Origin of the sequence: Streptomyces sp. NPDC005576, assembly GCF_042871745.1 — a bacterium.
Taxonomy (GTDB): Bacteria; Actinomycetota; Actinomycetes; order Streptomycetales; family Streptomycetaceae; genus Streptomyces.
Map to the genome: position 1 here is coordinate 80233 of NZ_JBIAJC010000004.1, position 22810 is coordinate 103042.

Here is a 22810-nt window from a genome sequence, read left to right on the forward strand (position 1 = left end):
GTGAGCCCATCGCCGTCGCCCAGCGATCGCGCGAGACCATAGGAGTGACCCGACGATGTCGTCCCGCCCTACTGGCGCATCGAGCGCCCGGAAGGCGCTTCAGTCGTCCACGCGTACGAACGCGAGGCACCGACGAACCTGCGCGCCCGCCGGACTCTTCCGGGGCGTCCTCCGAGCCACGGGTCTCTCAGCCCGTCACCCCGACCAGCCCCGTCACCCCGACCAGCCCCGTCACCCCGACGCGCCCGGTGTGGCGGGCCCGACGCCCGCCCGCCCTCCCCGGCCGCAGCTCACGCCTGGTTGCGCGCCCGGCGGGACATCACCGCGCGCAGCACCCGGCGGCCCTCCGTCGAGTGGTCGAGCGCCCGCCGCAGTCCCGCCCCGCTGCCGGGCGAGCCGGCGCTCTCGGCGAGGATCTCCAGCAGCTCGCGCTGGCGGCGCAGTTCGCCCGTGACGAGCGGGCCCGCTTCGGCCTCGGCCCCGGCGGAACCGATCCTCAGCAGCTCCAGGGTTTCCCGTTCTCCGCTCTCCGGCCCCTCCTGCGCACCCGCCGCGTCCGGAGCGGGCGGCTTATCGGCCCGTCGGTGGATCTCCAGGGAGAGCAGGGAGCAGGCGTCGGCCCAGGCGCGCAGGGGCCCGGCCTCGAAGGTCTCCGGGGCCGCGTCCAGCACCGCACGGATGCGCGCGAGCGGTTCGGCGGGCTCCCGCGAACCGGGCTCACCGGACCCACCTGCGGCCCCACCGGATGCACCGGATGCACCGGCCCCACCAGGTGCACCGGACCCGCCCGACCCGCCGGTCGGCAGGTCCAGGGCTGCGACGGTTTCGCGCGCGGCGGTGAGGCGGGCGGCCCAGGCGGTGCCGTCCTCGCAGCTCGCCCAGAGCGGGCGCAGCGGCTCCGGGCCCTCGCCCTCCGGGGCCGGAGGCAGACAGCGGTCGAGGCAGGCGAGGCCGCTCGCCGCCAGTGCACGCGCATCGGCGCGGGCGATGAGATCCCACAGGTTCATGACGTACCCCCAGGTCTTCTTTGTCGCGTACAGCGCCATCTGGCGCGAATACGTCACCCCACGTCGGCAGGACACGCGCGCATGGGCGCCGCCGGAGCGCCTCACCCGCCACAACAATCCCAGAAAGTAGGAAAAATGACGCTGGTTCGGCGCAAAGTTGATGGAGGAACCTGGCGGCGAAACGGGAGGACCCCGGGGCGGCCGGCCTGCCCCGACCCTCGGATGGCTTGATTCCGCTTGCCCCCGGGAGCCCCGTCACCTCACCTCAGGCCCGCCGCCCCGTCTCCCCGAGCCCCGCCCGTACCCTCACCGCCGCCCGTACCCTCACCCCCGCCCGTCGATCTCCGAGGCCAGGGCGGTGAACGCCGTCCAGCTCAGCGCCGGCTTCCCCGGTACCCAGAGCTTCTGCGCGGTGGCCCGCAGCGGCAGGCGGATGCCCTCGGCCACCTGCGCCTGCGTCTGGGCGTTCGGAAAGTCGCCCCAGACCGCGAACCGGCCGCCCAGGATCTGGCCGGAGTACGTGGCCGGGACCGGCTGGGTGCCGCGCAGCACGAGCGGGGTCCACTGCTCGTAGATCCGCTTCCCGGTCGGGTAGACGAAGGTGTTCGGTTCGCCGAGTACGTAGTAGAGGAACTCGTCGTTGAGGTTCACCACCGGGCGCCCCTCGCTCAGGTACGCCTCCGGTTCACGGGCGCCGATCTCCTTGCCCGTCCAGTACTCGATCTCGATCCGCTTGTCCGCCTGCACGGTGCCGCCACTGAAGAGGCCGTCGTTCCACGCCTTCGCGGTCATCCCCTTCGGGCGGACGACGGCAGCGCGGTCGTTGAGCCAGCCGGTGGCGAGGTCCTCGATGGTGGCGCCGTCGCCGTACCTCCGCTGGGCGGCGGCGAGGAGCTGCGGGTACGAGGCCGGGGGGTCCTGGACGGTGAGCGCCTGGTACTCGTCGGCGCCCAGGTGCCAGAACTTCCCGCCGAAGAGGCCGGTGAACTCCTCCAGCAGTTCGTCGATCAGCTTCGCCGCCCCCGGCTTCGAGATGTCGAGGGACCCGTTGGACGCCGTCCCGGAGACGCTGCGGAGCTGGAGGTCGGGGTGGGCCCGGAGTACGGCTCCGAGGTGACCGGGCGAGTCGATCTCGGGGATCACCTCGATGTGCAGGCTCCTGGCCAGCGCCAGGATCTGCTTCACCTGCGCCTGGCTCAGGTGGTCCGGGGAGACCACTTCGGGGTGGGAGCGGGACTCGATGCGGAACGCCTGGTCGTCGGAGAAGTGCAGGCCGAGCTGGTTCATCTTGAGGTCGGCCATCTCGCGGAGCCGGTTCTCGATCCAGGCGACGCTGTACGGCTTGCGCGCGATGTCCAGGTTGAGGCCCCGCTGCGGGCGGTCCGGTCGGTCGTTGACGACGCCCTCGGGGAAGGTGCCGTCGGCGGCGACCGCCTGCTTGAGGGTGCGGGTACCCCAGAAGACGCCGGCCTCGCCGGGTCCGCTGATGGTCACCCGACCGTCCCGCGCGGTGAGGGTGTACGACTCGGCGCCACCCTTCGCTCCCTTGTCCAGGGAGAGCTCCACGTCACCCGTACGGGGGGCCGCCTCACCCCGATAGTGCAGCCGCAGCTCCTCGGCGAGCAGCCGGGCCTCGTCGGCGAGTGCCCCGCTGCCGTCCGCGAGGGCCACCCCGCCGGAGGAGGCGGGTTTCCAGCCGGGGCCTCGTGCGGCGGTGTGTTCGCGTACGGCCGGGATGGTGCGGGGCGCCGCGGAGAGGGGGTACGTGCGGGTGGGCGACGGGGAGGGGGCGTCGGCCGACGTCGACGAGGCGGCGTCCCCGGTGGACCGGGAGCCGCCGTCGTCACCCGAACCGCAGGAGACGAGGGCGAGCGCTGCGGCGGTGAGGGCCGCGCCGGTGAGGAGGGCGCCGCGTGGGGGGAACATGGGATGGAAACCTCCGGGGCGTGGGGGGCGTGGAGGGCAGGGCGTGAGGGGAGTGAAGGAGAGACGCACGCCGCAGAGATACGCGCGCCGGACCAGGCAAACCGTCCAATGAGCCGCATTTAGCCCGATCGAGCGATCGGGCAACTGGACGAGCCGTCAGTCAAACGTTCCGCAACTCTTTCGTTCGAGTGGTTTTTTGGGTTCCGCCGGACGGGTGTCGCCTGTTCTCGCTACCGTTGCGGCACATACGCCACTCCCTTCACTTTCGTCCCCCGTACGACCTCGCTGCCTTCGGACCCCCTCTCCAGGGTCAGGAGGTTCATTCGTCCGAGGAGTTCACGCTGTCCAGGTCCAGCGAGCCCACCACCGGTCTGCCGGAGCAGGTGCGGCAGACCGGCCGGACGGCCCGTCCCGTCCGCGACCGCGTCCCCGCGCCCACACCCCCGACCGTCTCCGCCCCGGCATGCCTCCCGCCCACCGGCCCCGCAGGCCTCACCGAACCCGCGAGCCCCACCGGCCCCGCGAGCCCCACCGGATCCGCGGGCCTCACCGGCTCCCGCGGCCTCGCCCGGTTCAACGCGGCCCCGGCCGCGGTGGCGGAGGCCGCCCTGCTGGAGTGCTGCGGCAGCACCCGTTGGGCGCACCGCATGGCCTCGCACCGGCCGTATCCCGATCTGGACTCGTTACTCGCCGCCTCGGACGAAGCGGGGTACGACCTGTCTCCCACGGACGTCACCGAGGCGCTCGCCGGCGAGTCGGCTCCCTCGCTGCGCGAGGACGCGCCCCACGCGGCGCGTCTGGCGCTGCACGCGGCGCACGCGGCGTACGTGGCGAAGTTCGGGCACGCCTTCGTGATCTGCCTGGACGGCCACCGGCCCTCCCGGCAGGTGGACGAGTTGCTCGCCGGCATCAGGGCCCGGCTCGCCCACGACCCGGACGAGGAGCGCTCGATCACGGCGGAGGAGATGCGGAGGCTCGCCCGGGGACGCATCATCGAGCTGGTGTCGGGGCCCTCCTCGGACACGGTCCCGGGCCGGGAAACGTCTAGCCCGTCCGTGGCTGATCGATTGCCTCTTTGATCACAGCTGGGCCCCCGGCGCGAACGAACCGACAAAGCGTCGCTACCATGGCCGGGGCCGGTGGACCGTACCCGGCCGGGTCAGACCGACAGTCAAGCCGGCCGACCCCAATCCCCGCTCCCGGAGGGTTCTTCCGTGCCGGCTGGAACGCTGTACCGCGGCCGGGAAGGCATGTGGTCCTGGGTGGCTCATCGAGTCACCGGTGTCCTCATTTTCTTCTTCCTGTTCGTACACGTCCTGGACACCGCTCTCGTGCGTGTCTCCCCCGAGGCGTACGACGACGTCGTCAACACCTACAAGACCCCGCTCGTCGCGCTCCTCGAGTACGGCTTGGTCGCCGCCATCCTGTTCCACGCGCTGAACGGTCTGCGGATCGTCGCCGTGGACTTCTGGTCCAAGGGACCGCGCTTCCAGAAGCAGATGCTCTGGACCGTGCTGGGTATCTGGATCGTGCTGATGGTCGGGGCCCTGTACCCCGTCCTCGGTCACGCCGTACGTGAAATCTTCGGGAGCTGAGGCCCATGTCGACCGAGACCTCCCCCGCGATCGGTGACGTCGAAGGCGTGAGCCTGTACGACGTCGACCACCCGGCCCCGGTGATCGAGCCCCCGCGCAAGCGGACCGGCAAGACGCCGAAGTCGACGCGCGGCAATTTCGAAATGTACGCCTGGCTCTTCATGCGCCTGTCGGGCATCGTGCTGGTCGTCCTCGTCATCGGTCACCTGCTGATCCAGCTGGTGCTCGACGGCGGCGTGTCCAAGATCGGCTTCGCCTTCGTGGCGGGCCGCTGGGCTTCGCCGTTCTGGCAGGTCTGGGACCTGGCGATGCTCTGGCTCGCCATGCTCCACGGCTCCAACGGGCTCCGTACGGTCATCAACGACTACGCCGAACGGGCGAACACCCGCTTCTGGCTCAAGATGCTCCTGTACACCGCCACGGTCTTCACCGTGCTGCTGGGCACGCTGGTGATCTTCACCTTCGACCCGAACATCCGCTAGGCACCGGGCCAGAGGGACCAGAGGAAATCATGCAGATCCACAAGTACGACACCGTCATCGTCGGTGCCGGCGGCGCCGGTATGCGCGCGGCCATCGAGTCCACGAAGCGCAGCCGCACCGCTGTGCTGACCAAGCTCTACCCCACCCGCTCCCACACGGGTGCCGCGCAGGGCGGCATGGCCGCCGCGCTGGCGAACGTGGAGGAGGACAACTGGGAGTGGCACACCTTCGACACGATCAAGGGCGGCGACTACCTGGTCGACCAGGACGCCGCCGAGATCCTGGCGAAGGAGGCCATCGACGCCGTCCTCGACCTGGAGAAGATGGGCCTGCCGTTCAACCGCACGCCCGAGGGCCGTATCGACCAGCGCCGCTTCGGCGGGCACACCCGCAGCCACGGTGAGGCCCCCGTCCGCCGGTCCTGCTACGCCTCGGACCGTACGGGCCACATGATCCTCCAGACGCTGTACCAGAACTGCGTCAAGGAGGGTGTGGAGTTCTTCAACGAGTTCTACGTCCTGGACCTCCTGCTCCAGGAGGACCCCCAGACCGGCGTGAAGAAGTCCGCGGGCGTCGTCGCGTACGAGCTCGCCACCGGCGAGATCCACGTCTTCCAGGCGAAGGCGATCATCTTCGCCTCCGGCGGTACCGGCAAGTTCTTCAAGGTGACGTCGAACGCCCACACCCTGACCGGTGACGGCCAGGCCGCGGCGTGGCGTCGCGGGCTGCCGCTGGAGGACATGGAGTTCTTCCAGTTCCACCCGACGGGCATCTGGCGCATGGGCATCCTGCTGACGGAGGGCGCCCGCGGTGAGGGCGGCATCCTCCGCAACAAGGACGGCGAGCGCTTCATGGAGAAGTACGCGCCGGTCATGAAGGACCTCGCCTCCCGCGACGTCGTGTCCCGCTCCATCTACACGGAGATCCGTGAGGGCCGCGGCTGTGGTCCCGAGGGCGACCACGTCTACCTCGACCTCACGCACCTCCCGCCGGAGCAGCTGGACGCGAAGCTCCCGGACATCACGGAGTTCGCGCGTACGTACCTCGGCATCGAGCCCTACACGGACCCGATCCCGATCCAGCCGACCGCGCACTACGCCATGGGCGGCATCCCGACCAACGTCATGGGCGAGGTGCTCGCGGACAACACGACCGTCGTCCCGGGCCTCTACGCGGCCGGCGAGGTCGCGTGCGTGTCCGTGCACGGTGCCAACCGTCTGGGCACCAACTCGCTGCTCGACATCAACGTCTTCGGGCGCCGGTCGGGCATCGCCGCGGCCGAGTACTCGGCGGCGAACGACTTCGTCGCGCTTCCCGAGAACCCGGCGCAGATGGTCGTGGACCAGGTCGAGCGCCTGCGGAACTCCACGGGTACCGAGCGCGTCTCGGAGATCCGGCTGGAGCTCCAGGAGTGCATGGACGCCAACGTGATGGTGTTCCGCACCGAGCAGACGATCAAGACGGCCGTCGACAAGATCGCCGAGCTGCGCAAGCGCTACCTGAACGTGTCCATCCAGGACAAGGGCAAGCGGTTCAACACGGACCTGCTGGAGGCCGTCGAGCTGGGCAACCTGCTCGAACTGGCCGAGGTCATGGCGACCTCCGCGCTGGCCCGCAAGGAGTCCCGCGGCGGTCACTACCGCGAGGACTTCCCGAACCGCGACGACGTCAACTTCATGCGCCACACCATGGCGTACCGCGAGGTCGCGGCCGACGGCACCGAGTCGATCCGGCTCGACTACAAGCCGGTCGTCCAGACCCGCTACCAGCCGATGGAGCGTAAGTACTGATGGCTACCCCGACCCTGGAGAAGACGAGCGCCCCCGAGCCGGGCTTCGCCGACACCCCGTACATCACTGCCACGATCCGGATCCGCCGCTTCAACCCGGAGGTCTCCGAGGACGCGGTCTGGCAGGACTTCCAGATCGAGATCGACCCGAAGGAGCGTGTGCTCGACGCCCTTCACAAGATCAAGTGGGAGCTGGACGGCACCCTGACGTTCCGCCGTTCCTGCGCGCACGGCATCTGCGGCTCCGACGCGATGCGGATCAACGGCAAGAACAGGCTCGCCTGCAAGACGCTGATCAAGGACATCAACCCGGAGAAGCCGATCACGGTCGAGGCCATCAAGGGCCTCACGGTCCTCAAGGACCTCGTGGTCGACATGGACCCGTTCTTCCAGGCGTACCGCGACGTCATGCCCTTCCTCATCACCAAGGGGAACGAGCCGACCCGCGAGCGTCTGCAGTCCGCCGAGGACCGCGAGCGCTTCGACGACACCACCAAGTGCATCCTCTGCGCCGCGTGCACGTCCTCGTGCCCGGTGTTCTGGAACGACGGCCAGTACTTCGGCCCGGCGGCGATCGTCAACGCGCACCGCTTCATCTTCGACTCGCGCGACGAGGCCGGCGAGCAGCGGCTGGAGATCCTCAACGACCGTGACGGCGTGTGGCGTTGCCGTACGACGTTCAACTGCACGGACGCCTGCCCCCGTGGCATCGAGGTCACCAAGGCCATCCAGGAAGTGAAGCGCGCGCTGATCACGCGTCGCTTCTGACCCGGCCGGTCCGACGGGAGGCCCCGTCCACCGCACGCGAAAGCGGCGGTGGACGGGGCCTCTTGCTGCGCCCGCCGGTCCGGAACGGTACGGTCATGTGCGCAGTACCGGACGAACGAACGGGGAACGTGGTGAGCGAGCCGAATCCTTACGCGGACGACGCCTACAAGTGGGGCCCGCCCCAGCAACCGGCCAACCCGCCCACGGTGGCGGACGGTCAGGGGTACGGCTACCCGGCGGGCGGGCCGCCGGCGTACGGCTATCCGCAGCAGCTGCCCGACTCGGCGGCCCAGCAGGGGCCGGGTTACGGCTACCCGGGGCCGGAACAGCAGCCGACGCTGGGCGGCAACTTCCCTGTCCCGCACCAGGGTTACGGTGGCGGGCCGATGCTGAGCATCGGCGACATCGCCGTCATGAACGACTCGGTCGTCACCCCGTCCGGGACGATGCCCCTCAAGGGCGCGGTGTGGACGGCGACGGACATGTCCCGCACCGAGGAGAAGATCCCCACGGTGGCGATCGTGCTGGCGATCATCTTCGCGCTGCTCTGCCTGGTGGGTCTGCTCTTCCTCCTGATGAAGGAGAAGAGGACGACCGGCTTCGTCCAGGTGACGGTGACCAGCGGCGGCCGTCACCATTCGACGATGATCCCGGCGAGGGACGCGAACACGTTCCCCATGGTCATGGCACAGGTCAACACCGCGCGCTCGATGAGCGTCTGAGCCTGGCCTGCATCCGGTGGCCCCGTGCCACCGCTCAGGCGCGGGGGGCCTCCGGTTCCGGGCCGAGCTCGGCGGCCAACAGGACGCGCCGGAGCAGGGAGTTGAGCTGGGCGCGCTCCTCGGTGTCCAGGACGTCGATCAACCGGGTCTCCTCGTGGCCGAGGTAGTCCATGGTGCCCGTCCAGGTGGCCCGGCCGGCCTCGGTGAGCTCCACGACGACCCGGCGCCGGTCGGTGGTGGAGGGGGTGCGGCGCACATAGCCGCGACCCTCCAGCACGTCGAGCCGCCCGGTGACGGAGGCGGGCGCCAGGTCGAGGGCGGCGGCCAGTTCGGAGGGGGCGGCGGCGCCGCCGCGGCCGGCCAGCTCGTGGAGGGTCTCGAACTCCGGGCGGTCCAGGTCGGCATGGACGAGAGACTGCTGCCGCACCCTGCGCAGATGTGCGGTGATCTTCTGCATCCGGGTCACCGCCCCCTCGACGTGGGGATCGAGTCCGGGAAGCACCGGCTTCCACCGCTCTATGTGGCTGTCGACCCGGTCGCGTGGCTGCATGGCGGAATGGTACGCCCGTGCGGGCAAGCCCTTTCACCGCGGATGCCTCCAAGGAATCACACCGAACCACCTTATTTCGTCGGCGAATTATTCGCATTCGAAACAGGTTGTGCACCTGCCGCCTCCTCGCCCGCGCCACCGCGCCTTCGCGCCGTCCACCGCCACCCTTCACCGCCCTCCACCGGCCGCTCCGCGCCCGCCTGAGCGCCCCTCACCCCGTACGGGCTTCCCCCCCCGGCCTCGGCACCTCGGGCCGGTCCGGGGCGCCTCGGCGATGTCGGCGATCCCGGGGCGGGCGTACGGGACCCCGGAACCGCCCCCAAGCCGGTGGCGGCCCAGGGGCGGGCCCCACACCCCCAGACCTCTTCTTGAACATGTTCAAGAAGAGGTCTACAGTCCATGACATCGGGTTTTGAACACGTTCAAGGGGGCTGGGGCATGGACCTCACCGTAGTCGCGTACGTCATCTATCTGATCGTCAGCGTGGCGCTCACCGTCTGGGTGGCGCGCACGCTGAGCCGCAACGGCCGCATCTTCATCGCGGACGTCCTGCGGGGCAACGAGAAGCTCGCCGACGCCGTGAACCACCTGCTGGTGGTCGGCTTCTACCTGGTGAACCTGGGCTTCGTGACGCTCTACCTGCGCAACACCGACGACATCGCCGACGCCCGCGAACTCTTCGACGCGCTCTCGCCGAAGATCGGCGTCGTGCTCCTGGTGCTCGGCGCGATGCACCTGGGCAACGTCTTCGTCCTCAACAGGATGCGCCGCCGGGGCCTGATGGAGCGTGAGCAGACCCCGCCGGTACCGCCGCAGGGCTGGACCGGGCCGCAGGGCCCGTGGGCGGCACCCGTCGCGGGGAAGTGAGCGGGGTGCCCGACCAGGGGGCGCCCGGCGCCCGGGTGCCCGCCACGGGGGCGGACACCCGGGCCCCGCGGACCGCGGTCCACCGGCTCACCGTGCTGTACGACGCCCAGTGCTCGCTCTGCGTCCACGTGCGCCACTGGCTCCTGGGGCAGCGCCAGATCGTCCCGCTGGACCTGGTGCCCGCCACCTCCGAGGAGGCCCGTCGCCGCTTCCCGGCGCTGGACCACGCGGCGACCCTGGAGGAGATCACCGTCGTCGGCGACCAGGGGCAGGTGTACCGGGGGGCGGCGGCGTGGATCGTCTGTCTCTGGGCCCTCGCCGACCACCGGCCGAAGGCTCACTGGCTCACCACCCCGGCGGGCCGTCCGTTCGCCCGCGCGTCGGTGCTGGCCGCCGCGAAGTACCGCTCGGCGACGGCCGCGCCCTGCGGCCCGGACGGCACCTGCGCGGTCCCCGCGCCGGAGACGGGCGGATAGCCTTGGGGCCGTGGCGAAGGACGAGAAGGACATCAGGGACGAGAACGGCGCGGCGGACGGCCAGACCCCGCGTGGCGCGGAAAGTCGCAGCGCGGACGGCCGGACCCCGCGTGGCGCGGACATGACGGACGGACGGGCGGCACGGGGGGCGGCGGCCCGGAACACCGGGACGCCCGCCACCCGTTCCCCCGCACCGGCGGCCGAGGCCGGGGGTGCCGCCGACGAGAAGGCCGCCGGCCGGGGCTCCGCGAAGAGCGAGCAGACCCGCACCGTCATCCTGGAGACCGCTCTGCGGCTCTTCCAGGAACGCGGTTACGACAAGACCACCATGCGGGCCATCGCCCAGGAGGCGGGCGTCTCGGTCGGCAACGCGTACTACTACTTCGCCGGCAAGGAACACCTCGTCCAGGGCTTCTACGACCGCATCGGCGCGGAGCACCGGGCCGCCGCCCGGATCGTGCTGGACCGGGAGACCGATCTGGAGGCCCGCCTCGCGGGCGTCCTGACCGCGTGGCTCGACGTCGCTAAGCCGTACCACGAGTTCGCGGCGCAGTTCTTCAAGAACGCGGCCGACCCGGACAGCCCGCTCAGCCCCTTCTCCGCCGAGTCGGAACCCGCCCGCGAGGCGGCCATCGCCCTGCACCGCGAGGTGCTGGCGGGCTCGAAGGCGAAGGTCCCCGACGAACTGGCGGACGCCCTGCCCGAGCTGATGTGGCTCTCCCAGATGGGCCTGGTCCTCTACTGGGTCTTCGACCGCACCCCGGACCGCGAACGCACCCGCCGCCTCGCCCTCCGGGGCGCCCGGCTCACCACCCGGGGCGTCGCTCTCGCCCGCTTCCGGGTGCTGCGCCCACTCGTCCGCGAGGTGCACGAGCTGTTCACGGACTTCCTGCCGGGGATGGCCTCGGCGGCCGTGGCGCACAAGAAGAGCTGACGGGGTCGCCCGCGACGCGAGACGGTCAGGACACCCGTACGCAGGGCACGCGTACGCAGGGCACGCGTACGCAGGGCACGCGTACGCAGGGCACGCGTACGCATGACGACGGCCCGCCCGCGGAATCCCTTCCGCGGGCGGGCCGTCGTCGCAGGCGCTGTGCGAAGTACCGGCGGATCAGATCCGCTTCAGCTCCCAGAGGCGCCAGAGACCGGTGCCGTCGGAGAGGTACTGCGAACCGGAGATCCCGGTCTTCGCGATGACGTAGTCCTTCTTCTGCCACAGCGGGACCAGGGGGACGTCGTCACCGACGATCTCCTGGATCGTCTTGAAGTCGTTCGAGGTGCGGCTGCGGTCCTCGAACTGCTGGGTGTCGGTGACGAGCCCGTCCAGCTTGGCGTTGGAGTAGCCGTTGTGGAGGCTGTTGTCGGAGCCGACGAGCGGCTGGCCGAAGGTGTCGGGGTCCGGGAAGTCGGGGAGCCAGCCGACGGTGTACGCGTCGTACTTACCGGCCGCGTAGCCCTTCTGGAACGCCTGCCACTCCACTTCCTTCACCGTGACCTTGAAGAGCCCGTCCGCCTCCAGCTGGCGCTTGATCTCGGCGGACTCCGCCGTGGTCGAGCCGTCCGGACGGAACGCGAACGTGATCGGCACGGGAATCTGGACCCCGGCCTCCTGCAGCAGCTTCCTGGCCTGGTCCGCGTCGGGCTGCGGGTAGGTGTCGAAGAACGGCGTCGAGTGGCCGATGAAGCCCTGCGGGATCAGCGAGTAGAGCGGCTCGACCGTGGAGTCGTAGACGTCGCTCACCAGCGGCCCGCGGTCGATGATCCAGGCGACGGCCTGCCGGATGCGCTTGTCCGAGAACGTCGAGCCCTCACGGACGTTGAAGACGAGGTTGCGGATCTCGGCGCTGTCCATCTCGGTGATCTGGACGTTCGGGTCGGCCGGGTTGATCTTGGCGATCTCGGCCGGCGGCAGCTGGCGGTGCGTCACGTCGAGGTCGCCCGCCTTCCAGGCGGCGAGCAGCTTGTCGGAGGAATCGTAGTACTGGACGTCGATCGCCGCGTTGACGGCCTTGATCGCGCCGCGGTAGCTGGTGTTGGGCGTCATCGACGCCTTGGCGCCGGCCTCGTAGGACTTGAGGACGTACGGCCCGGAGCCGTCCACCTTGTTGTCCGTGCGGAGCTTGTCCTTCGGGTACGCAGCCGGGTCGACGATCGCGCCCGCGCCGGTGGCGAGCTTCGCCGGGAAGGTGGCGTCACGGGCGGACAGGTTGAAGGTGATGTCGCGGCCCTCGGTCACCACGTTCCGCAGACTGGGGAAGAGGATCGCCGGACCGACGTCCGAGTTGATCTTCATCAACCGGTCGAAGGAGTACTTGACGTCCTTCGCCGTGATCTTGTGACCGTTGGAGAAGGTCAGGTCGTCCCGCAGCTTGCAGCGGTACGTCGTGAGCTTCTGACCGATGAACTGACAGCTCTCCGCGGCATCCGGCTCGGGCACGATTGCTCCGGACTTGAAAGTCATCAGAGTCTGGTACAGGTTGCTGAAGAGGGACCAGGATCCCGCGTCGTACGCACCTGCCGGGTCGAGCGAGGTGACCTCGTCGACAGTACCCACAGTAATCGGCTTGCCACCCGCCTCACCGGAGGGGAGAAGCTGCCAGGCCCCGACCCCTGCGATGATCAGTACCGCACATATCGCAAGAATCCGTACCCGGATCGAACGCATTGCCGTGCTCTCCCTTACCAGCCCCGCCGCGGTCCATGTACGCATACGCACACATCACCGCATGTTCGTGCTCACTCAATCACACGATTTTCGCATCTGGAACCCCAAATGGGTGAGTGACGGGCTTTTGATTGACCCTTGAACCTCAAGTCGTCAAGAGGCCCGGCACACCTGTCCATTGAGTGGGACACCGGTCACGCAGGGTGACGAAAACGGGGTGCGGACCGGGCGCGGTGAGGGTGCTGACAAATCGTCATATCGACTTTCTGTCGAAGGGTCCGGTCGCAGGAGGAGAGCGTGCGAAAAGCCTGCGAAATCCTGTCGGAAGAACAGGAAAAGCCCCACCGGGTGCGCACACCGGAGAGATGAACCGAAAAGGGGCGGATCAGGCCTGCCGGGAGGCCAGTTCCACGACGGTGATGTCGGAGGGCGCTCCCACGCGGACCGGCGGCCCCCAGGCGCCCGCGCCGCGCGAGACATAGAGCTGGGTGTCCCCGTACCGTTCGAGCCCGGCGACGGTCGGGTTGGCGAGTTCCGCCACCAGGTTGCCGGGCCAGAGCTGACCGCCGTGGGTGTGGCCGGAGAGCTGGAGGTCCACCCCGTGCGCGACGGCGTCGTCGATGACGATGGGCTGATGGGCCATGAGGACGGCGGCCCGCGCCGGGTCCCGGTCGCCGAGCGCGCGGTCGAAGTCGGGCCCCTGCCCCTCGCTCTCCCCGGCCACGTCGTTGACTCCGGCCAGGTCGAAGCCGTCGATCTCCACCCGGGCGTTCTCCAGCGGGTGCAACCCCAGTTCGCGTACGTGGTCGACCCACTCGGCGGCCCCGGAGAAGTACTCGTGGTTTCCGGTGACGAAGAAGCTGCCGTACCGGGCTTCCAGGTCCGCCAGGGGCTCGGCGGCGTGACCGAGATCCGCGACCGAACCGTCCACCAGATCACCGACGACCGCGATCAGGTCGGGCCGGGTCGCGTTGATCGAGTCGACCACCCGCCGGGTGTGGGCGTGGCCGAGGATCGGGCCGAGGTGGATGTCGCTGACGACCGCGATCCTGAACCCGTGCGCCGAGCGCGGCAGTTTGGCCAGCGGCACGGTGATCCGCTTGGTGCGGGGGCCGCGCAGCACGCCGTAGGTGCCGTACCCGACCGTGCCGAACCCGGCGACGGCCGCCGCGCCGCCGACCGCCCGCGCGACGAAGAGGCGCCGCGAGGGGCCGGGACCCGCGGGGGCAGGGGACGCGGAGGTGGGGGACGCGGAGGTGGGGGGCGAGGACGTGGGAGCAGCCACTGCTGGAGCGGCAGTTTCCGGTGCCGTACGGGCCGGGGCGCCGGACGGCACGAGGGCGTCGGTGCTTCCGTGACTGCGGTCCTCGCCGGCCGGGTCGGTGCCGCCGGCCGCGTTCCCGGCCGCTCCCCCCGCCGCGGGCTCCGGGCGACGGCGGTGGAGCACCCGGTGGAGGAGCGGGCGAACCGCCTCGCCCACGAGCAGCGCGAGCGTCAGGTAGAGCAGGCAGGCGAGCCAGAGGTACCCGGGCCAGGCGAGCACCTGCTGCAGCCAGAAGGGCGCACCGGCCTGGCCGGCGACCAGGGCGCCGACGCTGAGCACCGGCAGCACGAAGGCGGCCACCGTGCCCAGGCGCCTGAGCGTGGTGCCCGGGGCGGTGGTGTCGCCGACGAAGCGGCGCCAGAGGTAGCGGTGCACGCCGGCGAGCAACGCCAGCACCACGATCAGAACCACCGCAAAGACCACGACCACCGGTACTCCCCCGCCCCATGTCGCCGCGCTCGCCCTCCGCACGGTCCGTACCCGCGCATGGTAGTGCCGCGATCGGCCGCGTCCGTCCCCGTGCGGAGTGGGGGCCGGGGCGTGTGACCGCGAGGCGGCCGGGAGTTTGCCCCGCCCCGCGACGCCGCGGGGCAACTCCGTACAGGCCCTGGGGTCTGTATCGGGTGGTCCGACGGCGTCGCGGGGCACCCCATCCAGGCCCGGGTCAGCCGAGGGCGGTGACGAGGAGGGCGAAGGCGGCGATGATGACGGCGACGCGGACGTAGTGGTAGCGGTCCCAGCGGTTCATCTGCTCTTTCCAGTCGGCGGGCCGGTTGTCGGGGGTCCACGCCTTGGTCCGGTTGTTGATCGGGACGAGCAGCGCGAGCGACATAACCACGCTGAGGAGCAGCAGTGCGCCGGCGGTGACGGCGAGGCCGGTGCCGTGGTGGTGCCACCCGGCGACGGCCCAGACGCCGACGAGGACCAGCGAGCCGATGTACCAGACCGGCATGACGACGCCGAGCATCCGGCCCCCGTGGGCGCGGCCGAGCTGGCCGCTGTCCTCCGGGAGGGCGCTGAAGATCGGGTTCATGACGAAGGCGACGGAGAACTCCACCCCCACCATCACGCCGACGACCACGGTGGTGAAGACCTCAAGTGCGTTGAGCATGATGACCCTCTTGGAATCTAGTGCCGCTAGCTGACGAGGCGACGCTAGAGCTACTGCCGCTCTCATGTCTAGCGGTGCTAGCATCGGATCATGTCGGTACAGGAACGCAAGGAACGCGAACGGGCCCACCGCGAACGCCTCATCGTGGCGACGGCCCGCGAACTCGCCGAGCAGCAGGGCTGGGACGCGGTCACCACCCGGCGGCTGGCCGAGCGCATCGAATACAGCCAACCCGTCCTCTACAGCCATTTCCGCGGCAAACGCGAGATCATCGGCGCCGTCGCCCTCCAGGGGGCCACCGAGATGGCCACCGCCGTGCGGGCCGCGACCACCGCCGCGGACGACCCGCGCGCCCGCGTGTACGCCCTAGCCCGCGCCTACCTCGACTTCGCCGCACAGAACCCGGCGGTCTACGACGCCATCTTCCAGCTCGACGGCGGCCTCGCCTACGCGCAGGAGGACACCCCAGGACCCCTCATGGACGCTTTCGCCGCGCTGCTGGAGTGCCTCGGCGAGGTGGCCGGGGACGGCGTCGCCCCGGGTCTCTTCACCGAGGTGTTCTGGGCGTCCCTGCACGGAGTGGCGACCCTGACCCGATCGGGTCGACTGCCGCCGGAGGACACCGGGCGCAGGGTTCAGCTGCTGGTGGACCGGCTCACCCTGGTCTGACCCACTGTCCCGGCCGGCAGCGGCCCGCGGGGCGCAGCCGGAGACCGTTCGGGTCGCCGATCCTCGCGCCCCGGGCGGGCAGCCGCCCCGGACGCCGCGACGGTCATGGGGCCCGGCTGCCACGCGCCCGAGTGGTACTGCTCGCGGGCATCACGCGGGCCCGCTGGACGCCTGCCGCGAATGGGCGGTACGCCGCGCGGAGGCAGTACGCCGCGCGGAAACGCGCGCGGGGCCGGAAGGCTCCCGGGCGGTGGGTGTTCGGGCAGTGCGGCGTCAGCCGGTGGCTCGGGGGGCGTTCTCGGTGCGGAGGGCCCTGAGCCCCCGGAACCCGATGACGCCCACAGCCGTCCCCAGAAGGAAGGAGGTGATGGCGAGGAGCAGGTGGACCCAGAAGTAGGCGGTCGGGTCGCCCGCGTCGTCGAATGCGAGTCCGCTGCCGTCCTTCCACAGATTCTTGGCGAAGGTCACCCAGATCACCCATGACCACGCGCCGAACGCGAGCAGGAACCAGGAGACGGGACGACTGAGCTTCATGGACCCATTATCGCCGCCCGGCGGCCGTTCCCCCGCCGGGGGTGCCCCGGCGGGGGCCACGCCCACAGTGGGCCGGACGGCGGAACGCGGCGTGTCCCGATCCTGGCGGCCCGTCAGGAAGGGTGGTCCCGGTGGCACCGGAGGCGAAGGTGGGCTGTCCCGGCGTCGCGCACGGCGGGTCCGGGGTTCCGGGTCCCCATCCACACGAACGCCCTGTACGTTTCCGACCGTGCCTGCTCTGAAAAAGACCGTACTCACGGCTATCTGCGCCACCTTGATGTCCACTTTCGTCTTTGGTCCCGCGACGGCATTCGCTGCGGACAAGGACAAGAGCGATGACAAGCAGCCGAGGCCGACCCTGCCGATGTCGGGCATCGGCGGACCGCAGCTCGCGAAGGAGGGCACCCAGGTCAACCTGGGGCCGGGAGCCCCCGTCCTGCCCGAGGCGCTGACCGGCCGCTCCTGGATCGTGGCGGACGCCGAGAGCGGGGACGTCCTCGCGGCGCACAACGCGCACTGGCGGCTCCCACCGGCCTCCACGCTGAAGATGCTCTTCGCGGACACCGTGCTTCCGGCGCTCCAGCCGTCCACGACGACCCACAAGGTCACCGACGCCGAGCTGGCGGACCTCGGCGACGGCAGCAGTCTGGTGGGCGTCAAGGAGGACCAGACCTACACGGTCCACGACCTCTGGCTCGGCGTCTTCCTCCGCTCCGGCAACGACGCGGTGCACGTCCTCGCGTCGATGTACGGCGGCGGGGAGGCGGGCGGCGAGAAGGAGGCGGTCGCGAAGACCGTGACGGCGATGCAGGAGCACGCCGACGAGCTCCAGGCCCTCGACACCCACGTGGTCACACCGGACGGCTACGACGCTCCGGACCAGGTGTCCAGCGCGTACGACCTCACTCTCTTCGCCCGCAGCGGGATGCAGAAGAAGGACTTCCGGGAGTACGCGGCGACCGCCACGGCCGACTTCCCCGGCGAGGAGAAGGGCAACGGCAAGCGGGAGAGCTTCGAGATCCAGAACACCAACCGGCTGCTCACCGGTGACGTCGGCATCACCCCGTACAAGGGCATCGCGGGGGTCAAGAACGGCTACACCAGTCACGCGGGCAACACCTTCACCGGAATCGCCGAGCGCGACGGCCGGGTGCTGCTGGTCACCGTGATGAACCCGTCCTCCGACGCGAGCCACGCGGTCTACAAGGAGGCGGCCTCGCTGCTGGACTGGGGCTTCGCAGCGAGCGGCAAGGTGACACCGGTCGGTGAGCTGGTGCCGCCGAAGTCGGCGGACACCGGTAGTGCCACGGACGACGGAACCGACGGCGGCACCGGTACGGGCAAGGGGCCGCAGGCCGCCGCCGGGGCGAACCCGCAGAAGACGGTGGTCAAGGCGGCCGTCCGCGGCGCGGCGCCGTCCGGTGGCGCGGGCATCGCCCTGGCCCTGGCCGGCGGCCTGCTGGTGGTGCTCGCGGCCGGGGTGTTCCTGGTCAACCGGCGCTGGCCGCTGCGTCGCCCCCGCCCGTAGGCGGTGTCCGGCCGGCGGTCCGTCCGTCCGGCCCGGCGCCGTCCGCCGCCTCCGCCTCTGCCGTCTCCGCCGCTCGGGCCTCGGCGGCCTCCAGCTTGCTCCCGGTGGCGGTCCAGGCGGCGCAGACCAGCAGCAGCTTGGCGGTGAGGTTGATCCAGAGGAGCAGGGCGATGGGCACGCCGAAGGCGCCGTACATGCTCTTGGACGCGACACCGCTCATGTAGCTGCCGAGCAGCAGCTTGAGGAGTTCAAAGCCGACCGCGCCGACCAGGCACGCCACGACCAGCCGGCGGCGCGGCGGTTCCACCCCGGGCAGCAGGGTCAGCAGGTAGAGCAGGAGCAGGAAGTTGGCCACCACCGCGACCGCGATGGCGGCGGCCTGGAGCAACAGGCCGCCCGCGCCGTCCTCGGGGATGCCGATCCGGTCGGCGCTCCAGCCGACCGCGGTGGAGCCGACGGTGGAGAGGACGAGGGTCAGCAGCGCGGCGCCGCCGAGGCCCATCAGGAGTCCGGCGTCCTTGAGCTTGCGGACGAACGGGTTGCCGTCGTCCTGGTCGTCGATGCCCCAGACCGCGCGCAGGCAGTCGCGGAGCGAGCCGACCCAGCCGACGCCGGTGAAGAGCAGCAGCGCACCGGCGACGACCCCGACCGTCCCGGCGTGCGTGACGAGGTTGTCGATGCCGAGCTGGTCGGAGATGCCGGGGACCTGCTCGGCGGTCTTCTGCTCGATCGTGTCGAGCTGGTGGTCGGAGAGGAGCGCGGCGCCGACTGCGGCGCCGACCGCGATCAGCGGGAAGAGCGCGAGGAAGCTGATGAAGGTGATGGCCGCCGCGAGCCTCGCCCAGTGGACGCGTTCCAGCGTCTCGTAGGAGCGCCAGGCGTGCGTCTCCATCAGCCGGCCGAGAAGCGGGCCGACCACGGGGAGTCTCTTCAGCCAGTCCATGACGTATGCGTACCCTCCGGGCCCCGGAAAACCTGCGGACCGGACGCACACTTCCGTGCGCCGGGGAAAGATCGCCGCCCGCGCGGGCTGACACTCTCCGCATCACCCGTTCCGGTGAGCCCCTGTACAAATGCCCCAAAGGGGTTTTCTCGGGCGATACGGTCACCCATATGTCCGTCGACACGGTGTCCTTGAGCGGCTCCGGCCGCACCGCCCCGACCACCGCCGTACGGTTTCGTCCGCGTACGCCCGAGGAGGCGGCCGACATCGTGCGCGGGCGCGGGCCCCGGGGGGCGATCGCCCGGGGACTCGGCCGCGCGCCGGGCGACGCCGCGCAGAACGCCGGCGGCTCCGTGCTCGACATGGGCGCACTGGACCGGGTCCGCTCCTTCGACGCGGCCACCGGCACCGTGGTCTGCGACGCCGGGACCCGGCTGGACCGGCTGGCCGGGACGCTGCGGCCGGCCGGCTGGTACCTCCCGGTGGTGCCGGGCGACCGCAGGATCACCGTGGGCGGGGCCATCGGCTCCGACGTGCACGGCCACGACCACCGCACGGCGGGGTCCTTCACCCGGCACGTGACGGCGCTGGAGCTGCTGACGGCGGACGGCTCGGTCGTCACGGTGCTGCCCGGCACCCCGCTCTTCGACGCCACGGCCGGCGGACTGGGGCTCACCGGGATCGTCCTCGCCGCCACCCTCCGCTGCCGCCCGATCGCCACCTCGTTGATCTCCGTGGACACCGAGCGGGCGGCGGACCTCGACGACCTGCTCGCCCGGATGACGGGGTACGGCACCCGCCTGCCGTACGAGAGCGCCTGGATCGACCTGATGGCAGGCGGGCGGGCCACCGGGCGCTCGGTGCTGGTGCGGGGTGCGCACGCGCCGCTCGACGCGCTGCCGGCCCGCGACCGGCGGGCCCCGCTCGACGCGCCCGTCCTGCTGCCGCGACGGCCGACCGTGCCCGCCTTCGCGCCGGCCGGCCTGCTCGGCCGCACCGCGATGGGGCTGGTCAACGAGGTGCGCCACCGGGCGGCGCCGCGCGCCCGTACCGGGGTGCTGCGGAGTTTCCACTCCTTCTTCCGCTCCCCCGACGCCCTGCCCCGGATGCCCGCTCCGGCCGGTCGGGGCGGCTACGTGCGCTACCAGTTCACGGTCGGGGCCGGCCGGGAGGAAACCCTGCGCCGGGTGGTACGCCGGCTCGCCGGCCGGGCCTGCCCCTCCTCGGTCGCGGTGCTCGAACGGCTGGGCGCGGGCGGGCCCGGCTGGCTGTCGTTCCCGGCGCCCGGCTGGTCCCTCGCCCTGGACGTACCGGCCGGGCTGCCGGGCATCGGCCGTCTCCTGGACGGGCTGGACGACGAGGTGGCCGCCGCCGGGGGGCGGGTCAGCCTCGCCCGGGACTCCCGGCTGCGGCCGGAGTTACTGACGTCGATGTACCCGCGGGTGGCGGAGTTCCGCGCGCTGCGGGCGGAGACCGACCCGACCGGCGCGTTCCGCTCCGACCTCGCGCGCCGGCTCGCCCTCTGAAGTGCCTGGATCCGGCCCCAGCCCCGTCCCGCCCGGCCGCAGACCAGTCAGCCACCCCGTCAGCCGACCAGCCCGTCAGCCAGGAGAGTTCCCGTGAAGGACGCCTTCGGTGCCCCGCAGTCCCTGCTCCTCCTCGGTGGCACCTCGGAGATCGGGCTGGCCACCGCGCGCCGGCTGATCGCCCGGCGCACCCGGACGGTCCGGCTCGCAGGGCGGCCGTCGGCCGCCCTGGAGGCCGCGGCCGACGGGCTGCGGGAGCTGGGCGCCGAGGTCTCCACGGTGGAGTTCGACGCACTGGACCCCGAGTCGCACGGACCGGGGCTCGGCAAGGTGTTCGCGGAGGGGGACGTGGACGCGGTGGTGCTGGCCTTCGGCATCGCGGGCGACCAGGCGCGCGACGAGGAGGACCCGGCCGCCGCCGCGCTGGTCGCGCGTACCAACTACGTGGGGGCGGTCTCCGCCGGTCTGGTGTGCGCGGGCGCGCTCCAGGCGCAGGGCCACGGTTCGCTGGTGGTGCTCTCCTCGGTCGCCGCCGAGCGCGCCCGGCGCGAGGACTTCATCTACGGCTCCAGCAAGGCGGGCCTGGACGTGTTCGCGCAGGGACTCGGGGACGCGCTGTACGGCACCGGTGTGCAGGTGCTGGTGGTGCGCCCCGGCTTCGTGCGGACGGCCCGTACGGCGCAGGCGCGCACATCGCCGCTGGACACCACTCCGGAGGAGGTCGCCGACGCGATCGTCACGGGGATGCGGCGGGGTTCGGAGACGGTGTGGGTGCCGGGCGGCCTGCGCGTGGTGATGTCGGCCCTGCGCCATGTGCCGCGCCCGCTCTTCCGCCGGCTCCCCGCCGGGGACCGGGCGGTCTGACACCGCGCCCCGATGCGGGCCGGGCGGGGTCGGCAGGGGTCAGTACCCCCGGGTCAGTACCCCTGTCTCCGGGACCAGGCGAACATCCGCGCCGCCCCGATGAGGAAGGTCGCCGCCCAGGTCACCACGAAGGCGACCACCACCCAGAGGTTCCCGGTGACCATGCCCGCGCCCAGCAGGACGAACGAGACGACGGCCAGCAGAGCGAACGTCCGGCGGGACCGGATCAGCCGCCCGGTGCGGCCGGGGCAGTGCGGGGCCCCCGGGAGCCCGCCGCCCGGTGACCCCGGAGGCTCTCCGGCCGGGGGCTCCCCGCTGCCGGGGCCACGTCGGCGCGGGGTGGAGTCGCCGGGGTGCCCGGGGCGCGCAGGGGTCGCGGGGGTTTCGGAGGCTCCCGGGGTTCCGGGGGGTCCGGGGGTGTCCCCCAGCGGCTTGCGCAGGAGGTCGCGCTCCTCCCGGACATCGCGCTCCTCCCGGACGTCGCGCTCGCCCTCGACGTCGCGCCCGAACTGGACGGCGGGATCGTCCGGGAAGTCCCGTGCCAGCGAGGCTTCCAGTTGCGCCAGTATCCGGCGTTCACGGCTGGAGAGCGGGACCACGCGGACCACCTCCGCGACGGGGACGAATGACCGGGACGCCCCATGACGGGACGACGAGTGACGGCTGCCGTTGTTCCTGCCTGTGGAAATTTTCCCACTCCAACGGCCCACTGTCCCTCCGGCGCCCACACCGCGGCGGCCCCGCCCCGTGAAGGGCCGGTGGACGGCCAGGTGGACGGCCGGGTCAGGACAGGCGGTGCAGCGAGGGCTCGTCCGCGGAGAACCCGCTCTGGACGGGCACGGCGGGGGTGCCACCGCCGGCCCCGAACGGGAACTCGTTGATCTGGCGCCAGACGCGGTCGCCGCCCTGTTCGTAGAGCGCGAAGGAGGTGCAGGTCCAGGCGGCCTCGTACTCCGCGAGCTCCTCGTACGCCCGGTCCATCGCCGCCTCGTCGATGAAGTGCGCCACGGTGACGTGCGGGTGGTACGGGAACTGCAGCTCGCGGGCGAGCGGGCCGGAGGCGTCCCGGACCCGCTTCTGGAGCCAGGCGCAGGAGGAGGCGCCCTCCACGACCCGGACGTAGACGACGGGCGAGAGCGGGCGGAAGGTCCCGGTCCCGCTCAGCCGCATCGGGAACGGCCGGCAGTCGACGGCGATCCGGGCGAGGTACGCCTCGGCGGCCGGCACCTCGTCCGCCTTCACCTCGGTCGGCGGCAGCAGGGTGATGTGCGTGGGGATGCCGTGCGCGGCCGGGTCCCCGAAGCCGGCACGGCGCTGCTGGAGCAGGGTGCCGAAGGGCTCCGGGACCGCGATCGAAACGCCGAGCGTTACGGTCCCCACGTCGTTCTCCTCTGTCGTCGATCGCTGGTTCTCGATGACCGCGCGCGCCGGGCGCCGCGGCACCGGCGGTCGCACGGGGCCGTC

23 protein-coding genes are annotated in these 22810 nt (G+C 71.4%); 13 read left to right on the plus strand and 10 right to left on the minus strand.

Annotated elements, in window-relative coordinates; all coding sequences use genetic code 11:
- Positions 1-290: 290 nt before the first annotated feature.
- Both ACFYPN_RS08490 and ACFYPN_RS08495 read right to left on the minus strand, forming a co-directional pair.
- A complete protein-coding gene (locus tag ACFYPN_RS08490; protein ID WP_358758943.1) occupies positions 291-1007 on the minus strand; it encodes a hypothetical protein in 717 nt (238 codons plus the stop codon).
- A 324-nt stretch (positions 1008-1331) separates the two neighbouring features.
- Complete coding sequence (locus ACFYPN_RS08495) at positions 1332-2933, minus strand: glycoside hydrolase family 20 protein (protein WP_358758831.1); 1602 nt, start codon at positions 2931-2933, stop codon at positions 1332-1334.
- A gap of 383 nt (positions 2934-3316) precedes the next feature.
- Here ACFYPN_RS08495 and ACFYPN_RS08500 point away from each other — a divergent pair, with 383 nt between their 5' ends.
- From ACFYPN_RS08500 to ACFYPN_RS08525, 6 genes are all read left to right on the plus strand, one after another.
- On the plus strand, positions 3317-4012 hold the full coding sequence (locus ACFYPN_RS08500; protein ID WP_358758833.1) for a 2-oxo-4-hydroxy-4-carboxy-5-ureidoimidazoline decarboxylase: 696 nt from the start codon (positions 3317-3319) through the stop codon (positions 4010-4012).
- Between the two features lie 135 nt (positions 4013-4147).
- Positions 4148-4528, plus strand: a complete 381-nt coding sequence (sdhC, locus tag ACFYPN_RS08505) for a succinate dehydrogenase, cytochrome b556 subunit (RefSeq protein WP_328719770.1) — start codon at positions 4148-4150, stop codon at positions 4526-4528.
- A 5-nt stretch (positions 4529-4533) separates the two neighbouring features.
- A complete protein-coding gene (locus ACFYPN_RS08510; protein WP_358758835.1) occupies positions 4534-5010 on the plus strand; it encodes a succinate dehydrogenase hydrophobic membrane anchor subunit in 477 nt (158 codons plus the stop codon).
- A gap of 29 nt (positions 5011-5039) precedes the next feature.
- Positions 5040-6800, plus strand: a complete 1761-nt coding sequence (sdhA, locus tag ACFYPN_RS08515; RefSeq protein WP_358758836.1) for a succinate dehydrogenase flavoprotein subunit — start codon at positions 5040-5042, stop codon at positions 6798-6800.
- Entirely contained in the window at positions 6800-7567 is a 768-nt protein-coding gene (locus ACFYPN_RS08520) for a succinate dehydrogenase iron-sulfur subunit (RefSeq protein ID WP_358758838.1), read from the plus strand. The genes sdhA and ACFYPN_RS08520 overlap by 1 nt, the downstream gene beginning before the upstream one ends.
- 131 nt (positions 7568-7698) lie before the next feature.
- A complete protein-coding gene (locus ACFYPN_RS08525; protein ID WP_358758840.1) occupies positions 7699-8289 on the plus strand; it encodes a hypothetical protein in 591 nt (196 codons plus the stop codon).
- A 34-nt stretch (positions 8290-8323) separates the two neighbouring features.
- Here the strand turns inward: ACFYPN_RS08525 and ACFYPN_RS08530 are convergent, their stop codons facing one another.
- Positions 8324-8839, minus strand: coding sequence for a MarR family transcriptional regulator (locus ACFYPN_RS08530; protein WP_358758842.1), 516 nt, complete (start codon positions 8837-8839; stop codon positions 8324-8326).
- Positions 8840-9277: 438 nt separating this feature from the next.
- On the opposite strand from ACFYPN_RS08530, the gene ACFYPN_RS08535 reads away from it, so the two are divergent.
- The 3 genes from ACFYPN_RS08535 (at position 9278) to ACFYPN_RS08545 (ending at position 11116) form a co-directional block, all read left to right on the plus strand.
- A complete protein-coding gene (locus ACFYPN_RS08535) occupies positions 9278-9706 on the plus strand; it encodes a hypothetical protein (RefSeq protein WP_358758844.1) in 429 nt (142 codons plus the stop codon).
- 35 nt (positions 9707-9741) lie between these two features.
- Entirely contained in the window at positions 9742-10182 is a 441-nt protein-coding gene (locus tag ACFYPN_RS08540) for a DCC1-like thiol-disulfide oxidoreductase family protein (protein ID WP_358758945.1), read from the plus strand.
- Between the two features lie 121 nt (positions 10183-10303).
- Complete coding sequence (locus tag ACFYPN_RS08545; protein WP_358758947.1) at positions 10304-11116, plus strand: TetR family transcriptional regulator; 813 nt, start codon at positions 10304-10306, stop codon at positions 11114-11116.
- Positions 11117-11293: 177 nt separating this feature from the next.
- On the opposite strand, the gene ACFYPN_RS08550 is transcribed toward ACFYPN_RS08545, so the two are convergent.
- The 3 genes from ACFYPN_RS08550 to ACFYPN_RS08560 form a co-directional block, all read right to left on the minus strand.
- Positions 11294-12847, minus strand: coding sequence for an ABC transporter substrate-binding protein (locus tag ACFYPN_RS08550; RefSeq protein WP_358758846.1), 1554 nt, complete (start codon positions 12845-12847; stop codon positions 11294-11296).
- A 385-nt stretch (positions 12848-13232) separates the two neighbouring features.
- Entirely contained in the window at positions 13233-14594 is a 1362-nt protein-coding gene (locus ACFYPN_RS08555) for a metallophosphoesterase (RefSeq protein WP_389297610.1), read from the minus strand.
- A gap of 241 nt (positions 14595-14835) precedes the next feature.
- A complete protein-coding gene (locus tag ACFYPN_RS08560; RefSeq protein ID WP_389297387.1) occupies positions 14836-15282 on the minus strand; it encodes an anthrone oxygenase family protein in 447 nt (148 codons plus the stop codon).
- A 90-nt stretch (positions 15283-15372) separates the two neighbouring features.
- Between ACFYPN_RS08560 and ACFYPN_RS08565 the strand changes: the two genes are divergently transcribed.
- A complete protein-coding gene (locus ACFYPN_RS08565) occupies positions 15373-15951 on the plus strand; it encodes a TetR/AcrR family transcriptional regulator (protein WP_358758850.1) in 579 nt (192 codons plus the stop codon).
- A 273-nt stretch (positions 15952-16224) separates the two neighbouring features.
- Here the strand turns inward: ACFYPN_RS08565 and ACFYPN_RS08570 are convergent, their stop codons facing one another.
- Positions 16225-16485 carry an SCO4848 family membrane protein gene (locus ACFYPN_RS08570; protein WP_389297389.1) on the minus strand — a complete coding sequence of 87 codons (261 nt, stop codon included), beginning with the start codon at positions 16483-16485 and terminating at the stop codon, positions 16225-16227.
- A gap of 229 nt (positions 16486-16714) precedes the next feature.
- On the opposite strand from ACFYPN_RS08570, the gene ACFYPN_RS08575 reads away from it, so the two are divergent.
- Entirely contained in the window at positions 16715-18013 is a 1299-nt protein-coding gene (locus ACFYPN_RS08575) for a D-alanyl-D-alanine carboxypeptidase family protein (RefSeq protein WP_389297390.1), read from the plus strand.
- On the opposite strand, the gene ACFYPN_RS08580 is transcribed toward ACFYPN_RS08575, so the two are convergent.
- Entirely contained in the window at positions 17976-18956 is a 981-nt protein-coding gene (locus ACFYPN_RS08580; protein ID WP_389297392.1) for a YihY/virulence factor BrkB family protein, read from the minus strand. The two genes, ACFYPN_RS08575 and ACFYPN_RS08580, sit on opposite strands and share 38 nt — an antisense overlap.
- Before the next feature lie 170 nt (positions 18957-19126).
- On the opposite strand from ACFYPN_RS08580, the gene ACFYPN_RS08585 reads away from it, so the two are divergent.
- Positions 19127-20482 carry an FAD-binding oxidoreductase gene (locus ACFYPN_RS08585; RefSeq protein WP_358758858.1) on the plus strand — a complete coding sequence of 452 codons (1356 nt, stop codon included), beginning with the start codon at positions 19127-19129 and terminating at the stop codon, positions 20480-20482.
- 93 nt (positions 20483-20575) lie between these two features.
- On the plus strand, positions 20576-21346 hold the full coding sequence (locus ACFYPN_RS08590) for a decaprenylphospho-beta-D-erythro-pentofuranosid-2-ulose 2-reductase (RefSeq protein WP_358758860.1): 771 nt from the start codon (positions 20576-20578) through the stop codon (positions 21344-21346).
- Positions 21347-21399: 53 nt separating this feature from the next.
- Here ACFYPN_RS08590 and ACFYPN_RS08595 read toward each other — a convergent pair whose 3' ends face one another.
- A complete protein-coding gene (locus tag ACFYPN_RS08595; RefSeq protein WP_358758862.1) occupies positions 21400-21945 on the minus strand; it encodes a hypothetical protein in 546 nt (181 codons plus the stop codon).
- A 184-nt stretch (positions 21946-22129) separates the two neighbouring features.
- A complete protein-coding gene (locus ACFYPN_RS08600) occupies positions 22130-22726 on the minus strand; it encodes a 2'-5' RNA ligase family protein (RefSeq protein WP_358758864.1) in 597 nt (198 codons plus the stop codon).
- Positions 22727-22810 lie beyond the last annotated feature (84 nt).

Coding starts and splice junctions, on each gene's coding strand:
- ACFYPN_RS08490 (WP_358758943.1), bottom strand. CDS start 1,007: ATGAACCTGTGGGATCTCATCGCCCGCGCCGATGCGCGTGCACTGGCG.
- ACFYPN_RS08495 (WP_358758831.1), bottom strand. CDS start 2,933: ATGTTCCCCCCACGCGGCGCCCTCCTCACCGGCGCGGCCCTCACCGCC.
- ACFYPN_RS08510 (WP_358758835.1), top strand. CDS start 4,534: ATGTCGACCGAGACCTCCCCCGCGATCGGTGACGTCGAAGGCGTGAGC.
- sdhA (WP_358758836.1), top strand. CDS start 5,040: ATGCAGATCCACAAGTACGACACCGTCATCGTCGGTGCCGGCGGCGCC.
- ACFYPN_RS08520 (WP_358758838.1), top strand. CDS start 6,800: ATGGCTACCCCGACCCTGGAGAAGACGAGCGCCCCCGAGCCGGGCTTC.
- ACFYPN_RS08530 (WP_358758842.1), bottom strand. CDS start 8,839: ATGCAGCCACGCGACCGGGTCGACAGCCACATAGAGCGGTGGAAGCCG.
- ACFYPN_RS08535 (WP_358758844.1), top strand. CDS start 9,278: ATGGACCTCACCGTAGTCGCGTACGTCATCTATCTGATCGTCAGCGTG.
- ACFYPN_RS08545 (WP_358758947.1), top strand. CDS start 10,304: ATGACGGACGGACGGGCGGCACGGGGGGCGGCGGCCCGGAACACCGGG.
- ACFYPN_RS08550 (WP_358758846.1), bottom strand. CDS start 12,847: ATGCGTTCGATCCGGGTACGGATTCTTGCGATATGTGCGGTACTGATC.
- ACFYPN_RS08560 (WP_389297387.1), bottom strand. CDS start 15,282: ATGCTCAACGCACTTGAGGTCTTCACCACCGTGGTCGTCGGCGTGATG.
- ACFYPN_RS08565 (WP_358758850.1), top strand. CDS start 15,373: ATGTCGGTACAGGAACGCAAGGAACGCGAACGGGCCCACCGCGAACGC.
- ACFYPN_RS08570 (WP_389297389.1), bottom strand. CDS start 16,485: ATGAAGCTCAGTCGTCCCGTCTCCTGGTTCCTGCTCGCGTTCGGCGCG.
- ACFYPN_RS08580 (WP_389297392.1), bottom strand. CDS start 18,956: ATGGACTGGCTGAAGAGACTCCCCGTGGTCGGCCCGCTTCTCGGCCGG.
- ACFYPN_RS08585 (WP_358758858.1), top strand. CDS start 19,127: ATGTCCGTCGACACGGTGTCCTTGAGCGGCTCCGGCCGCACCGCCCCG.